Source organism: Flavobacterium chuncheonense (assembly GCF_042686145.1).
Lineage (GTDB): Bacteria > Bacteroidota > Bacteroidia > Flavobacteriales > Flavobacteriaceae > Flavobacterium > Flavobacterium chuncheonense.
This window is the reverse complement of record NZ_JBHUPC010000012.1, coordinates 117,200-133,592: the sequence shown is the minus strand read 5'-3', so window position 1 is coordinate 133,592 and position 16,393 is coordinate 117,200. Positions and strand designations below refer to the sequence as shown.

11 protein-coding genes and 1 tRNA gene are annotated in these 16,393 nt (G+C 34.8%); 4 read left to right on the top strand and 8 right to left on the bottom strand.

Translation table 11 applies throughout. The features are described from left to right. Nucleotide 1 precedes the first annotated feature (1 nt). The 8 genes from ACFS5J_RS04580 to ACFS5J_RS04545 all read right to left on the bottom strand — a co-directional run bounded on the left by ACFS5J_RS04580 (nt 2) and on the right by ACFS5J_RS04545 (nt 13,752). Entirely contained in the window at nt 2-2,392 is a 2,391-nt protein-coding gene (locus ACFS5J_RS04580; protein ID WP_379810854.1) for a 3-hydroxyacyl-CoA dehydrogenase/enoyl-CoA hydratase family protein, read from the bottom strand. A gap of 8 nt (nt 2,393-2,400) precedes the next feature. Beyond that, nucleotides 2,401-2,856 carry a MarR family winged helix-turn-helix transcriptional regulator gene (locus ACFS5J_RS04575; RefSeq protein WP_379810853.1) on the bottom strand — a complete coding sequence of 152 codons (456 nt, stop codon included), beginning with the start codon at nt 2,854-2,856 and terminating at the stop codon, nt 2,401-2,403. A gap of 102 nt (nt 2,857-2,958) precedes the next feature. Next, the gene (locus ACFS5J_RS04570) at nt 2,959-3,726 is read right to left on the bottom strand and encodes a DUF4382 domain-containing protein (protein WP_379810852.1); all 768 of its coding nucleotides are present in this window, start codon (nt 3,724-3,726) and stop codon (nt 2,959-2,961) included. A gap of 85 nt (nt 3,727-3,811) precedes the next feature. Beyond that, complete coding sequence (locus tag ACFS5J_RS04565) at nt 3,812-5,587, bottom strand: AMP-dependent synthetase/ligase (RefSeq protein ID WP_379810851.1); 1,776 nt, start codon at nt 5,585-5,587, stop codon at nt 3,812-3,814. 144 nt (nt 5,588-5,731) lie between these two features. Then, on the bottom strand, nt 5,732-7,507 hold the full coding sequence (locus tag ACFS5J_RS04560; protein WP_379810850.1) for an AMP-dependent synthetase/ligase: 1,776 nt from the start codon (nt 7,505-7,507) through the stop codon (nt 5,732-5,734). A gap of 182 nt (nt 7,508-7,689) precedes the next feature. Beyond that, nucleotides 7,690-11,358 carry a phosphoribosylformylglycinamidine synthase gene (gene purL / locus ACFS5J_RS04555; RefSeq protein ID WP_379810849.1) on the bottom strand — a complete coding sequence of 1,223 codons (3,669 nt, stop codon included), beginning with the start codon at nt 11,356-11,358 and terminating at the stop codon, nt 7,690-7,692. Nucleotides 11,359-11,525: 167 nt separating this feature from the next. Continuing rightward, a complete protein-coding gene (locus ACFS5J_RS04550; RefSeq protein ID WP_379810848.1) occupies nt 11,526-12,176 on the bottom strand; it encodes a DUF1579 domain-containing protein in 651 nt (216 codons plus the stop codon). 19 nt (nt 12,177-12,195) lie between these two features. Beyond that, nucleotides 12,196-13,752, bottom strand: a complete 1,557-nt coding sequence (locus ACFS5J_RS04545; RefSeq protein WP_379810846.1) for a hypothetical protein — start codon at nt 13,750-13,752, stop codon at nt 12,196-12,198. Nucleotides 13,753-13,868: 116 nt separating this feature from the next. Between ACFS5J_RS04545 and ACFS5J_RS04540 the strand changes: the two genes are divergently transcribed. The 4 genes from ACFS5J_RS04540 to ACFS5J_RS04525 all read left to right on the top strand — a co-directional run bounded on the left by ACFS5J_RS04540 (nt 13,869) and on the right by ACFS5J_RS04525 (nt 16,265). Beyond that, nucleotides 13,869-14,294 (top strand): PaaI family thioesterase, encoded by a 426-nt coding sequence (locus tag ACFS5J_RS04540; RefSeq protein WP_379810843.1) that lies wholly within the window; start codon nt 13,869-13,871, stop codon nt 14,292-14,294. Nucleotide 14,295: 1 nt separating this feature from the next. Next, nucleotides 14,296-15,357 (top strand): chorismate-binding protein, encoded by a 1,062-nt coding sequence (locus ACFS5J_RS04535; RefSeq protein WP_379810842.1) that lies wholly within the window; start codon nt 14,296-14,298, stop codon nt 15,355-15,357. Then, nucleotides 15,357-16,073 (top strand): bacillithiol biosynthesis deacetylase BshB1, encoded by a 717-nt coding sequence (gene bshB1, locus ACFS5J_RS04530; RefSeq protein WP_379811473.1) that lies wholly within the window; start codon nt 15,357-15,359, stop codon nt 16,071-16,073. Before ACFS5J_RS04535 ends, bshB1 begins: the two co-directional genes overlap by 1 nt. A gap of 116 nt (nt 16,074-16,189) precedes the next feature. Continuing rightward, nucleotides 16,190-16,265 (top strand) — tRNA-His (locus tag ACFS5J_RS04525). Nucleotides 16,266-16,393 lie beyond the last annotated feature (128 nt).

Below are 16,393 nucleotides of genomic sequence, written 5' to 3'. Positions count from 1 at the left end.
TTTAGTTTCTTAATGGTTTCCCTTTTGTTAACATATATTGAATTCTTTCCAATGATTTTCGCTCACCTGTAAGGGATAAAAAGGCTTCTCTTTCTAAATCCAATAAATATTGCTCTGTTACTAATGTAGGTTCTGATAAATCACCACCCGCCATTACATAAGCTAGTTTGTTGGCAATTTTTTTATCGTGCTCTGAAATGTATTTTCCAGCTTCCATACTATCAGTTCCTACCAAGAACATGCCTAAAGCTTGTTTTCCTAATACTTTAATATCTTTTCTTCTAGGTGCTTGTGTATAGCCTTGCTCTGCCATTTGTAATGCCACTTGTTTAGCTGTAGCAATTTGACGGTCTTTATTAACCACAACGATATCTCTTCCTTTTTGTAATACACCCGTATCAAAAGCTTCATAAGCAGATGTAGCCACTTTTGCCATACCTACTGTTAAGAAGTACTCTTGTAATACATTCAATTCTACATCGTTTTTACGGAATAAATCGGCAGCTCTTAAGGCCATTTCTTTTGAACCTCCACCACCAGGGATAACACCAACTCCAAATTCTACTAAACCAATATACGTCTCAGCAGCAGCAACTGCTCGGTCTGCATGCATGGTTAACTCACAGCCACCACCTAATGTCATTCCATGTGGAGCGGCAATTACTGGAATTGCTGAATAACGACAGCGCATCATGGTATCTTGGAACATTTTGATAGCCATGTTTAATTCGTCATACTCTTGTTCAACAGCCATCATGAAAATCATTCCCAAATTTGCTCCTACTGAGAAATTTGCACCTTGATTTCCGATAACCAATCCGTTGTATTCTTTTTCAGCAATGTCAATTGCTTTGTTGATTCCTTGCAATACTCCAGCTCCTATAGAATTCATTTTTGAAGTAAACTCTAAGTTGATGATACCATCTCCTAAATCGGTAATTACAGCATCGCTGTTATTCCATATTTTTTTGCTTTCGCGAATATTGTTTAAAATAATAAATGCATCCTGACCTGGAACTTTTTCAGCTTTTTTAGAAGCAGTAGAGTAGAAGTAAGTTGCACCATCTTTTACACTATAAAAAGAAGTGTTACCTGAAGTAATCATTTCAATAACCCAAGAAGCTGGTGTATATCCTTCTGCTTTCATCAATTCGATTCCTTTTTCAACACCAATAGCATCCCAAATTTCGAATGGACCGTTTTCCCAGCCAAACCCCGCTTTCATCGCATCGTCAATTTTGTAGAAATCTTCTGTGATTTCAGGAATACGGTTTGAACAATATTGGAACATGGAAGCAAAATTCTTTCTATAAAAGTCACCTGCTTTATCTTTTCCTTTTACGAGAACTTTAAAACGGTCAATCGGTTTATCGATAGTTTTTGTTAATTCTAAAGTAGCAAAAGAAACTTTTTTGCTTGGTCTGTATTCTAACGTGTCTAAATCTAAAGCAAGAATGTCTTTACCTTCTTTTTTGTAAAAACCTTGCCCCGTTTTACTACCTAGCCAGTTGTTTTCCATCATTTTGTTGATGAAATCTGGTAATTTGAATAAATCATGCGATTCATCATTTGGGCAATTTTCAAAAATTCCGTTTGCAACGTGTACTAAGGTATCCAAACCTACAACGTCAACAGTCCTGAAAGTAGCTGATTTTGGACGTCCAATTACAGGTCCTGTTAATTTATCAACCTCTTCAACCGTTAATCCCATTTCTTTTACCTGATGGAATAAACTTTGAATTCCGAAGATTCCGATTCTATTTCCAATGAATGCTGGAGTGTCTTTGGCAACAACTGAAGTTTTACCTAAGAATTTTTCACCATAACCGTTTAGGAAATTTAAAACTTCTTGTGATGTTTGTGGACCAGGAATAATTTCAAATAATTTCAGGTAACGCGCAGGGTTGAAGAAGTGCGTACCACAAAAATGTTTTTGGAAATCTTCACTTCTGTCTTCACTCATAAATTGAATAGGAATTCCAGAGGTGTTTGATGTAATTAAAGTTCCTGGTTTTCTATATTTTTCAACTTGTTCAAAGACAAGTTTTTTTATGTCTAAGCGTTCTACTACAACTTCAATAATCCAATCGACATTGGCAATTTTTGCCATATCATCTGTTGTATTACCTGTTGTAATTCTGTTGGCAAAACTTTGATGATAAATAGGAGAAGGTTTTGATTTTAAAGCATGGACTAAATGATCATTTACAATACGATTTCTAACTACTTTGCTCTCTAATTTTAACCCTTTTTTTTGTTCAGCTTCTGTTAATTCTCGCGGTACAATGTCTAAAAGTAAAACTTCTACACCGATGTTGGCAAAGTGGCATGCAATTCCACTTCCCATAATTCCTGAACCAATAACAGCAACTTTTTTAATATTTCGTTTCATCTGTTTGATTATTTATTTTCTAATGCGTTGTCGTTAAATATTTTTTTATCTGAAATTAAATCGTTGATTACTTCTGCAACCTCCATAAAGTGGAGTAATTTTTCATCGGAAACATGCTCACGTATGGTCTCGTTAAACTTTAAAACCGTGTTTTTTGATAGTTCTCTTTTTTCCTTGCCATCCGCGGTTAGATGAATTAAAACACCTCTACCGTCTGCTGGGTTTTTTTTTCGAACAATTAAACCTTTATCTTCCATTGATTTTAATGTACGTGTCAAACTAGTAGGTTCCATTCCCATTTTAGGTCCTAGAGCTGTGGAAGGTGTTCCTTTTTCTCTATCGATGCTAAGAAGGGCAAAACCTGTTGCCATAGTAGCACCATATTTAGATGCTTCTTCGTTATACATCCTAGCGACAGCTTGCCAAGTTGCTCGAAGGATATAATCAATTGTTTTGTCTTTCATGTTTGGTTTGTGTTGTTTGATAAATCAAATATAAAAAAAAATACTATGCACGCATAGTATTTTTTAAATTTTTTAATATTTTTTTTAAAAGATATCCAAATCTTATTCTAAAATTATTTCGGCAACTATAGAAATTTCACCAACTACTACATCAATGTCAGTAACAGTAACAGGTAAGAAAGGCTCTTCTGGAGTAATTGTTACAGAATAAGTATCTGCAGGTAAACCTAAAATTTTAAAAGTACCATCATCTTTTACGTTAGTGTAATATGTTTCACCTGTAGAAGAAGTAACTTCAACTGTTGCCATTGTACCTACTGGAGAAATAGTTCCTTCAATTGTTCCAGTTGTACTTAAATCGATTGTGCGTAAAACTGGTTTAAGGCTGTAGGTGCCATTTCCGTTTACAACGATTGATTTATTTGCATCAAAGTCAATAAGAATGCTGTTTTGTGCTCCAGGTTCTAAAGTTTGATTTACTAATAGTTTTAATCCAGATTGTTGTGCACTAGGTGTTTCAAGAGGGTAGGTTACTCCGTCTATTACAACTGTGTTTTCAGTTCCTAAGATTAAACGTACTTGATTAATTTTTGAACTAAATAAAGTGTCATTTGAGATAGTTGTTTCAACACCACTTGAAAGTTCAAGTAAATCGTAAATTCCTGTTGTAGTAGAAAGCATAACATTTCCACCATTACCTATAATTTCGACACCTTGAATATCGATATTAACTTCATCATAAGGGCCTGGGGCATCTGTTAAACGAACACTGTAAGGATAGCTTTTTTGTGTGTCATCGTTATCGTCGCAGGAAACAACAGCGATGGAAAAAGAAAATAATACAGCTAATAATAAAATTGCTTTTTTCATAATATTGGGGTTTAAATTAAAATTCTTTGTTAATACAAAGGTAATGTTTTAATAGTAAACGTATTATTAGCTGTATTATTGTTATTTAGTTGTTGTAAATTTTATCGTATAAATCGCTATACATTTCTTTAATTACTTTTCTTTTTAGCTTTAAGGTTGGGGTAAGTTGTCCGGCATCAATTGACCAAACGTCTGCAGTAAGTTCAAAACGTTTTACCTTTTCCCAATTTCCAAATTTTTCATTTGCACTGTCTATTTCTTCTTGTATACGTGCAATTACATCTTTGTTAGCAACTATTTCTTCATTGGTTGAGCCAATGTTTATTTTTTTAAGGTTCGCCCATTCTTTTACAAATTCAAAATTAGGTTGAATGAAAGCGGCAGGCATTTTTTGCCCTTCGCCAATAACCATAATTTGCTCTATAAAGCGAGATTGTTTAAAGGTGTTTTCTAAAAGTTGAGGTGCTATATATTTACCACCAGAAGTTTTGAACATTTCTTTTTTTCGGTCTGTAATTTTTAAAAAGCCTTCTGCGTCTATTTCACCAATATCACCTGTATGGAAATACCCTCCATTTAGCGCTTCGTTAGTTTTTTCTTCATCTTTGTAGTAGCCAATCATAACATTTGGACCTTTGCAAAGGATTTCACCATCTTCTGCAATTTTAACTTCAACACCGTCTAAAACTTTACCAACAGTTCCGATTTTGAATCCTCTATTGCGCATGTCGTTTACTGATATAACGGGAGAAGTTTCTGTTAGTCCATAGCCTTCCATAACGGGAATACCAGCAGCAGTAAATACTTTTGTAAGGCGTGGTTGTAAAGCGGCACTTCCAGTAACTAAAAGTTTTAATTCGCCTCCTAAAGCTTCCTGCCATTTTGAAAAAATGAGTTTTCGTGCAATCCCCAATTGTTTTTCATACCACCATCCATTTTCTTCATAAGGTTTGTATTGCATTCCTAAGTCGATAGCCCAAAAGAATAGTTTCTTTTTAATACCCGTTAATTCTGTACCTTTTGCATAAATTTTGTCGTAAACTTTTTCCAATAAACGTGGTACTACAGTCATTACATTTGGATGTACTTCTTTTAAATTATCGGAAATTTTCTCAATGCTTTCTGCAAAATAAATCGATACTCCATAATATTGATACAAATAGGTTAGCATTCGTTCAAAAATATGGCAAATCGGTAAGAAACTCATGGCTCTAAATTGTCCTGGTTCAAAAGGAACTCTTACAGCACTCATTAATACGTTTGAAACTATGTTTTCATGTGTCAGCATTACACCTTTAGGTCTTCCAGTAGTTCCTGATGTATAAATGATTGTGGCTAAATCATCTGATTTTATCGTTTCTTTTCTAGCAGTAACATCATCTTGATTGGATGTGTCTACTCCTAATGCTAAAACTTCATTCCAATTTTTACACCCTTCAATATCAACATAAGAATATATTTCTTTTAAGGAAGGTACATTGTGTTTTATAGCCTTTAATTTTTGAAAAATTTCTTCATCAGAAATAAAGCAGTAAGTTGATTCGGAATGATTTAAAATATATTCGTAATCTTCCGCTGAAATGGTTGGATAAATTGGAACTGTTTGTGCACCTGTCTGTAAAATACCGGTATCACAAATATGCCATTCTGTTCGGTTATTGGAAGAGATAATAGCAATTTTTTGATTTTTTTCAACTCCCATTCGGAGTAGTGCTCTGGATAATTTATTGGCTTCATCTACATATTTTTGAGTTGAAGTTTTAATCCATTGGCCATCATATTTTGTTACTAAAGCATCTTTTAAATTGTATTTTTCGAGCTGGTAGTAGGGAAAGTCAAATAAGCGTGTTATTTCGTTCATTGGTTTATTATTTTCGGTACTGCAAAATAATGATTTTGCAATTTAAACCAAAATAATTTAAAGAAATATAAAAATAATTAACGTTTTTTTTATTGTAATATCAATATACTGCTGTTGCTGTTGAATATATAAAATCTACAAAAATTAATTGTTGTAGATTTTATCATATAATTCGTTATAAAGTGCCAAAATTTGTTTTCGTTTGAGTTTTAAAGTAGGGGTAAGTTGTCCGCCTTCAATTGACCAAACATCTGGAGTGAGTTCAAACTTTTTAATTTGTTCCCATTTTCCAAATTTGGGATTAATAGTATCTAAAACTTGCTGAATGCGATCTTTTATATTTTGATTTTGTGCGATTTCTGCATTCGTGTTACCGATATTGATGTTTTTGCGTTTTGCCCATTCCTTAACATAATCAAAGTCAAGTTGAATTAATGCAGCTGGCATTTTTTGTCCTTCACCGACAACCATGATTTGTTCAATAAAACGTGATTGTTTAAAGCTGTTTTCTAAAAGTTGCGGCGCTACATATTTACCTCCAGAAGTTTTAAACATTTCCTTTTTTCGATCGGTGATTTTCAAAAAGCCATCAGCATCAATTTCTCCAATATCTTCGGTGTGGAAATAACCGTTTTTGATAATTTCGGCTGTTTTTGCCTCGTCTTTGTAATAGCCCATCATCACAATAGGACCTTTACAAAGGATTTCACCATCTTCTGCAATTTTTATTTCAATATTATCTAAAGGTTTTCCAACAGTTCCAATTTTAAAACCTTTATTTCTCATGTCGTTTACAGAGATTACAGGCGATGTCTCTGTTAATCCATAACCTTCAACTACGGTCATTTGACTAGCGGTAAACAAACGAATCAAACGGTGTTGTAATGGAGCACTACCTGAAACGATAACTTCTAATTTTCCTCCTAAACCTTCTTTCCATTTACTTAAAACAAGTTTGTTTGCGATACTCAATTGCAATCTGTACCACCATCCGTTAGCCTCATAAGGTTCGTATTTTTCGCCCAAGCTGACAGCCCAAAAGAACAAGGCTTTTTTAATGCCGCTAAGTTGTGTGCCTTTTTCAATAATTTTATCGTATACCTTTTCCAATAGACGTGGCACAACTGACATTACTGTTGGTTTAACCTCTTTAATGTTATCGGCAATTTTATCAATCGATTCAGCGTAATAGATAGAAATTCCAGAATATTGATAGATGTAAGTAAGTACGCGTTCAAATACGTGACAAATTGGTAAAAAACTTAATGCTTTACTTTCTCCAAGTTTTATTGGAACTCTTTTAAAACAAGCTAAAGTGTCGCTTACTAAATTATTGTGGGAAAGCATTACGCCTTTTGGTTTTCCTGTAGTACCAGAAGTGTAAATAATAGTTGCTAAATCTTCTGCTGCTACAGTTGCTTTAACGTTTTCTAATTCGTCATCGTTATGTAGTGATTTTCCAAAATCAATTAATTCTGACCAATTTTTACAACCTGAAACGGTATCAAAAGAATAAATCGTTTTTAGAAAGGAGAGTTTTCCTTTTAATGCGTCTATTTTTTGAAATAATGCATCATCCGAAACCAAACATAGTTCTGCTTCAGAATGATTGAAAATGTATTCAAATTCTTCCGAAGAAATTGTTGGATATATAGGAACAGAAACAGCGCCAAGTTGTGAAATACCGATATCCATAATGTTCCATTCGGTTCTATTGTTTGAAGATATTAATGCTATTTTACTGCCTTTTTTTATACCCAAATGAAGTAAAGCTTTAGAAACTGCATTAGCTTTTTCAATATATTCGGCTGTAGAAGTTTTAATCCAATTACCATTTACTTTTGTTACAAAAGCATCTGTAAGATTGTACGTTTCCAATTGATAATATGGAAAATCAAAAATCCTAGTAATTTTTTTCATTTTTAGAAAATTAGTGGATGCAAATTAAAAAAAATATAGAGATTTAATGGTTTTTTTAAGGTTTTCTTAATGGATATGTTTGGTTTTCAGTGTATTGAATTGATTAGCAATGTATTATGCGTGCATATAAAAAAATCCCTGCATTTAATTGCAGGGATTTTGATGTGTTAAAGAAGATTTTATTAATTGTTTTTCTCTTCAATCCATTTTCTAGCGTTAACAAAAGCTTCAACCCAAGGTGTAACTTCATCTTTTTGACCTCTTTCTGGGTAATTTGCCCAGTTCCAAGGGAAAATTGAACGCTCAATGTGAGGCATTGTTACCAAATGTCTACCTGTTGCATCACACATCATAGCAGTATTGAAGTCAGAACCATTAGGATTTGCAGGATAACCTTCATAAGCATATTTACCTACAATGTTGTATTGATCTTCGCTGTATGGTAGTTTAAATTTACCTTCTCCGTGAGAAATCCAAACTCCCATAGTAGTACCTTCTAAAGTAGAAAGCATTACTGAGTTGTTTTTCTGGATAGTTACCGATGTAAAACCACTTTCGTGTTTTTGAGAATTGTTATGGTGCATTTTACCATGAACTTCATGCTCAGGGTTAATTACTTCTAATTCCATAAACAATTGACATCCGTTACAAATACCAACTGATAAAGTATCTTCACGCTTGAAGAAGTTTTTCAATGCTGTATTTGCTTTTTCGTTGTATAAGAAAGCTCCAGCCCAACCTTTAGCAGAACCTAAAACGTCAGAGTTTGAGAAACCACCTACAGCTCCAATGAATTGGATATCTTCTAAAGTCTCACGACCTGAAATCAAATCCGTCATGTGAACGTCTTTCACGTCAAATCCAGCCAAGTACATTGCATTTGCCATTTCACGTTCCGAATTACTTCCTTTTTCACGGATAATAGCTGCTTTTGGACGTGGTTTAGAGTTGTCGATTACAGGTGCTTTACCATCAAAATCTGTTGGAAAAGTAAACTGTAACGCTTGGTTTTTATAATTATCGTAACGCTCTTGAGCTGTTCCGTTTTTAGATTGTTTGCTGTCTAATAAGAAAGATGTTTTGTACCAAGTGTCTCTAGTTGCTGTAACATCAAAAGTAAAAGTATCGGCATTATTTGTTACCGTTACCATATTACCTTCCACTACGTTACCAATGTTGAAAATTTCAACACCATTTGCTTTGAAAGTAGCTTCAACTTCTGCATCAGCTTGGAAAACAACAGCGATGTTTTCATTGAATAACGTTTTAACAGTATCTGTTTCGCCTAAAACTGATAAGTCATAGTTTGCTCCTAAGTTTACATCAGCAAATGACATTTCTAATAAAGTCGTAATTAAACCTCCAGAACCAATATCGTGTCCCGCTTTAATTTTACGTTCTTTGATTAAGTCTTGTAAAGTGTTGAATGCTGTTTTGAAATAAGCAGCATCCTTAATTGTAGGAACTTCAGAACCTATTTTATTTAAAATTTGCGCAAAAGAAGAACCTCCTAATTTAAACGAATCTTGTGATAAGTTTAAATAGTAAATGTTTCCGCCATTACGTTTTAAAACAGGCTCAACTACTTTAGTAATATTTGAACAGTTTCCAGCAGCTGAAATAATTACAGTACCTGGTGCAATTACTTCATCATTTGGATATTTTTGTTTCATCGATAACGAATCTTTTCCTGTAGGGATGTTGATTCCTAATTCGATTGCGAAATCTGAACAAGCTTGTACTGCTTCGTATAAACGTGCATCTTCACCTTCGTTTTTACAAGCCCACATCCAGTTTGCTGATAAAGAAACTGACTTTAAATTGTCTTTTAATGGCGCCCAAACAATGTTTGATAAAGCCTCTGCAATAGCGTTACGTGAACCAGCAGCAGGATCTACTAAAGCTGAAACAGGTGAGTGTCCAACAGTAGTAGCAATACCTTCTTTACCTTTGAAATCCAAAGCCATAACTCCAACATTATTTAAAGGTAATTGTAATGGTCCAGCACATTGTTGTTTTGCAACACGTCCACCTACACAGCGGTCTACTTTGTTTGTTAACCAGTCTTTACACGCTACAGCTTCTAATTGTAAAACTTGGTTCAAGTAGTTTGGAACTTCTTTAGTTGTATACGTTAAATCAGCATAGTTTGTCGTAACTGATTTATCTGTCATTATAGTTTTTGGAGAGCTTCCGAAGAAATCTTCTAAAGCATAATCCATAGGTTTTGCACCTGTAGTTTTTGATTCAAATGTAAAACGATGATCTGCTGTTACATCACCCACTTCATACATTGGAGAACGCTCTCTATCAGCAATACGTTGTAAAGTATCGATGTCTTTTTGACCGATAACCAATCCCATTCTTTCTTGCGATTCGTTACCAATGATTTCTTTAGCCGATAGGGTAGGGTCACCCACAGGTAATTTATCTAAATCGATTAAACCTCCCGTTTCTTCTACTAATTCAGAAAGACAGTTCAAGTGTCCACCTGCACCATGATCGTGAATCGAAACGATTGGGTTTTCATCGCTTTCCACTAAACCACGAATAGCATTAGCTGCACGTTTTTGCATTTCAGGGTTCGAACGTTGAATTGCGTTTAACTCAATTCCTGAACCGAAAGCACCAGTATCTGCAGATGATACCGCAGCACCACCCATACCAATTCTATAGTTTTCACCACCCAAAATAACGATTTTATCACCTTCTTTTGGTTTGTGTTTGATAGCTTGATCTAATTTTCCGTAACCAATACCACCTGCTTGCATGATTACTTTATCGTAACCAATTTTACGGTTGTTTTCTTCGTGTTCGAAAGTTAAAACAGAACCTGTAATAAGTGGTTGACCAAATTTGTTACCAAAATCAGAAGCTCCATTTGAAGCTTTGATTAAAATATCCATTGGTGTTTGGTACAACCATGGTCTAGCTTGCATCGCTTTTTCCCATTCTCTGTTTTCTTCTAAACGCGAATAAGCGGTCATGTAGATTGCCGTTCCGGCTAAAGGCAATGAACCTTGTCCACCTGCTAAACGGTCACGGATTTCTCCTCCAGAACCCGTTGCAGCTCCGTTAAAAGGTTCAACAGTAGTAGGGAAGTTGTGCGTTTCTGCTTTTAATGAAAGTACAGAATCAAATTCTTTCTCTTGGTAGAAATCTGGTTTGTCAGCACTTTTAGGTGCAAACTGCGTAACCTTTGGTCCTTTTAAGAACGCAACGTTGTCTTTATAAGCTGAAACAATATCGTTTGGATTTTCTTGAGACGTTTTTTTGATTAATTTGAATAAAGACGTTTCTTTTTCTTCTCCATCAATTACAAACGTTCCGTTGAAAATTTTGTGACGACAGTGCTCAGAATTGGCTTGAGAGAAAGCAAAAATTTCAGAATCTGTTAATTTACGCTCTAATTTTACTGCTAAGTTATTTAAGTATTCTACTTCTTCAGGACTTAAGGCTAAGCCTTCAGATTGATTGTACGCTTCAATATCATCGATGTCTAAGATAGGCTCCGGTTTAACATTGATGGTGTATATGTCTTGGTTTAATTCCGTGTATTTTTGAGAAAGCATTGGGTCAAAATCAGTAAAGTTTTCCAATACTTTTTCAAATTCTTCGATTCTAATGATTCCTGAAATTCCCATATTTTGGGTGATTTCAACAGCATTAGTACTCCAAGGTGTAATCATAGCCGCTCGCGGTCCAACAAAAAAATCCGCAAGAACGGATTTATCTATTTTATGAGCATTTCCAAAAAGCCAGTTTAATTTACTAACATCTTCTGTCGATAATTCGTTTTGCGATTGAACTGCAAAAACTTTGCTGGATTGGTTTCCGAAGAAATGAATCATTGTATGTGATTGTTTTATTCCGCTGCGTTCCAAACAGTTCGGTACGCTCCGGATGTGTTGTTGTTTTTAAAGTGCAAATTTATTCTAAAAAGTTAGAAGTTCAAAACATAAAATTAACTTGTTAAACAAAAAAAAGCTGCCATTTTGTTTTAGCAGCTTTTTTAGTGTTATTTTCTTCTTTTGGAAAGGATTTCCATGGTTTTAAATTCGGTGCCATTGTCTTTCAAATCGTACATTTCCATTTTTTGATGGTCTTCATCAATATAGGTAATTACTTCTTTGACTTTTTTCTCTTTTTTGGTTACAGGGTCGACCATGTTGCCGTGCATGGTCAGGGTTTTACTGTTTTCATCATATGCACCTCTTGTCACTAGAAGGCCTGTTCCAAAATTGTCAATCCAAGTTGCAATGTATTCTTGAGCGGCATTATCAAAGGCAGTTAATCCACGACCTTCAAAATCCATTCCCCACATTTTTCCTGTAAATTTACCTTCTTGGTATTTACCATCTAAAATCATTTTGTATTCCGCTTGTGAAGTTGCTTTTTGTGGTTCTGGGTTATTAGGATCCCAAAAAGTCATATCAGCATCCCAAATCCCAGTATCTTTTGCAAGCATTTCGTGAGCTTTGGAAGGTGTCATGTAATCGTTCCAAGCTTTCATGACAGCTGCTGAGTCTGGAGGTGTTTCATTAACTACTTCTTCTGCAACAACAAGGTCTTCCGTTACTACAGGAGTTTCTTCTGTTTTTGGTTCTTCTTTTTTACAAGCAACTAAACTAATAGCAGCTAAAAAAACAGGTAAAAAATGTCTTTTCATAATATTTTAGTTAAGTGATTTACTCAAAGATAATAAAATTATAGGCACCAATATCAGAAGGGTTTGTTCTTGAATTGTTTAAAATGTCAAAAGTTCCAGATGAATAATTGAAATTAGCTGCTCCTTTTGCAGCAGAATCTTCACCTATAATTAATTCGTTGTTATCCGCGTCTTTGAAATCAGGATTGTTGATTGAATTATTGGTAGCAATCAAGCAGTTTAGGTAATGATTACTATCATCAAAGTCATATAGCGGATCGTTAGTAAATTGGTTGCTGAAATCGGCAAACTTGATTAAACAATTTTCAAATTGGTAATTGAAACTTGTGTTTACTTGATTCAGCTTTAAGCCAAAGTTTGTTGATCCATAAATGATACAGTTTTTAAAATTAGCTTGTACTAGTTCATAAGTAGCAGAACCATCATAATCGTCAAGTTGTACACTATTTTGGTTGGGTTTTGCCCAATAATTAGCAAAAGTACAATGTGTAAAATCGTAGCTACCACCAAATGAGCCGGCAAATGAAGCTTGCCCACAGTTGTTAACTACCACATTTTGCCCTGTCATAAAACCGGTTGTAGCATAAATACCGTAATTGGTGCAATTGTAAATTTGAACGTTATCCAATGTTGTGGTTGTAGTATTACTGCCATCGTTTCCGTTTACATACAAACCGATAACCGCATTTTTTAGGGTTAAATTTTTAAGCGAGTTTGAATGACTGCCTTGTGTTAACCAAACAGTTCCCCATTGTCCAGGAACTTCACTGTATTCTGTTTCCAAACGATCTCCTTCAAAGATGACTTCGTTTTCTAAAGCTTCGGTTTGGGAAGGTTCCCCGTTAACGACTAGTGAAGCATTATTCGCTACAATTAAACCCGATTCGGCATGAAAATGAATACGTGCACCTGCTTCAACTGTTAAAGTTTTGGTAGGAGGTACCACAGCATAGCCATAGACAACATAGGGTTTGGTATTGTTCCATACTAATTCATTGCCATTTATGGGGTCATTTTCGTCGAGTTCCATTCCATAAATGGTAATTGGGTTTCCCTCTTCATCAACACCTAGGTTAATGCCTTCATAGGTGTATGAGTTGTCTGGATTTTGCGTGCGTTTTGGGTAAATAAAATAAGCATCTTGTATGAGTGTTACCAATTCCACTTTTTGTGTTGCGACTCCTGTACCGAATAGAATGCGATCGGTATATAGGAAATCAGTAGGGTTTGCTTGTGCTACGTCACTGGTTACCTCAATAAATACAAACAAACTATCTTTTGCTAATAATTCTACGTTTTGAAACACTTTACCCGGCATTCCATCTACCATCAGGCGATAATTTGATGCTTCACCTTTTTCGAGTTGTAAACTAGGAATCGAAATGTTTTTGTTACTCTTGTTGTATACTTTTAAAGTATAAGTGCTTGAACTAGTGTTGGTGAAAACGGTGTCCAAATAAACCGTATCTCTTGAAAAACGAAGTTCTCCTGTGCTGGTTTCAAAGTTAAAATCATTGCGGCAAGAAGTTAGCGTAAGTGTGATTATTGAAGCGATAATTAAGATGTATCGTAGCATGGTATAAGGATATTTTGGTAAAAATAAATATTTATTTATTATAAACGAATATAGTTAAGAAATAGTCTGTTGCTTTTTTAAAGCGAAAATATATAGTAATTTTACCAAAAAAAGATATGTCGTTTGATAAAGATAAAGTTTTAGCACAATTTCATAAAATGTGTCAAAACACCTTGATGGAAACCTTGGAAATTGAATTTATTGATGCAGGAGAAGATTTTTTAACGGCAAAAATGCCAGTTAATCCAAGAGTGCACCAACCAATGGGTTTGTTGCATGGAGGAGCAAGTGTAGCCCTTGCAGAGAGTGTAGGTAGCGCCGCTTCTTTAATGTTTGTAAATCCAGAATTACAAGAGGTAAGAGGTATCGAGATTAGTGCCAATCATTTAAAAAGTAAACGCGAAGGGACAGTTTATGCAACTGCAAGAATTCTTCACAAAGGAAGAAGTATACATCTTTGGGAAATTCGAATTGTTGATGAAAACGACAGTTTGATTTCACTATGTAAATTATCGAATATGGTTTTGCCAAGACGACGCTAAAATGACTGAATTGTTTTTAAAATTAAATACACATTTAAAGCAGCAATTGCCTTTTGTGATTTATTCAAAACCCATCGCTGATGAAACCATCGGGATATTTCAGCGTAACGATCATTTGTACTTTGTTGAAAAGTACAACGAGAGCGGTTTTGTGTTTAATTCATTTGATAATTCCACAAAAGCAATCATTCCACTTGAATTTTCTGAAGTTATTAAAGAACTAAATTCAATAGATAAAACAGCATTTATTTCTAACCCAATAGCAAACAATTATTCTGCTGCAGTGAAAAGTGATTTTGAAGCTTTAGTAGCCAAGGCTGTCTATGAAATTGAATTGGGGAGTTGTAGTAAAATTGTAGTTTCTAGGAAAGAGGAAGTTACTTTAACAAGTTTTGATGTGGAACTCAGTTTTAAAAAATTACTTCATTATTATCCGAATGCTTTTAAATATTGTTTTTACCATCCCAAAATAGGAATGTGGATGGGTGCAACGCCAGAGCAGTTGTTAAAAGCAGATGGTAATGTTATTCATACTGTTGCGCTTGCTGGAACCAAGACAAAAGATAAACTTTCGGAAGAGTGGGGTGAAAAAGAAAAAGTGGAGCAACAACTCGTTACTGATTTTATATTGGATAACATAAAAAAATACGTATCTGAAGAAACGGTGTCAAGTCCGTATTCGTATACTGCGGGTAATTTGGTACACATAAAGACGGATATTTCAGCAAAATTGGAAGATGAGTCTCGTTTTAAAGATATATTGGAAGTATTACATCCAACTCCAGCGGTGTGTGGTTTTCCAAAAGTTTTAGCAAAAGATTTTATATTGGGAAATGAAAATTACAATCGGGAATTTTATGCAGGCTTTTTAGGAGAATTAAATTATAACTTAGATGGTTTAGCAACTACTATGTCTGATTTGTTTGTAAACTTGCGTTGTATGAAAGTAGAAAAGAACATTGCTAGTATTTTTGTTGGTTGTGGTATAACGGCAGCTAGTAATCCAGAGAGCGAGTTTTTTGAAACGGTGAACAAATCGGAAACAATTAAAAGAGTAATATGATGAAATTAGATATATTGGCTTTTGGAGCGCATCCTGATGATGTGGAATTGGGGTGTAGTGGTACATTGGCAAAAGAAATAAGTTTAGGAAAAAAGGTTGGAATAGTTGATTTGACACGTGGCGAATTGGGTACACGTGGTTCGGCCGAAATACGCGATACAGAAGCAGCAAAGGCAGCAGCTATATTAGGAGTTGCTGTACGTGAAAATCTTCGATTTAGAGACGGTTTCTTTGCGAATGATGAAAAACATCAAATGGAGATTATAAAGATGATTCGTAAGTACCAGCCCGAAATAGTGTTATGCAATGCTGTTACCGATCGTCATATTGATCACGGTAAAGGGAGCAAGCTGGTAAGTGATGCTTGCTTTTTATCCGGTTTATCCAAAATTGAAACGGAACTTGATGGACAGGTTCAAACACATTGGCGTCCTAAGGTTGTGTATCATTACATACAATGGCAAAACATAGAACCTGATTTTGTAGTGGATATTTCGGGATTTATGGATAAAAAGATGGAATCGGTATTGGCGTATGGTACGCAATTTTACGACCCAAGTTCAGATGAACCTGTGACTCCAATTACCTCCAAAAACTTTTTAGATAGCATTCAATACCGTGCTCAGGACCTTGGAAGGCTTGTTGGTGTGGATTTTGCTGAAGGTTTTACTACAGAAAGATATTTGGCTGTCAGTAGTTTAGAAAATTTATTGTAAAAAAGTAAAAAAAACTTTTGCAAGATTGTAATAAACGTCTATATTTGCACTCGCAAAACAGGATTAACGAAGGCGGTTTCGCAAAGAGTTTAAAAATGTTTTGTTTAAAATCAAATGGTGATTGTAGCTCAGTTGGTTAGAGCGTCGGATTGTGGTTCCGAAGGTCGCGGGTTCGAGACCCGTCTTTCACCCTTATTACTTTTAAAAGGCTCAGATGTATCTGAGCCTTTTTTTATGCGTTTATTTTATTCTTGTTTTTTTAATTAATTTATTATCAGTGTGTTTTTTAAATTTATTTATTTTTAATAAGTTGTATGACG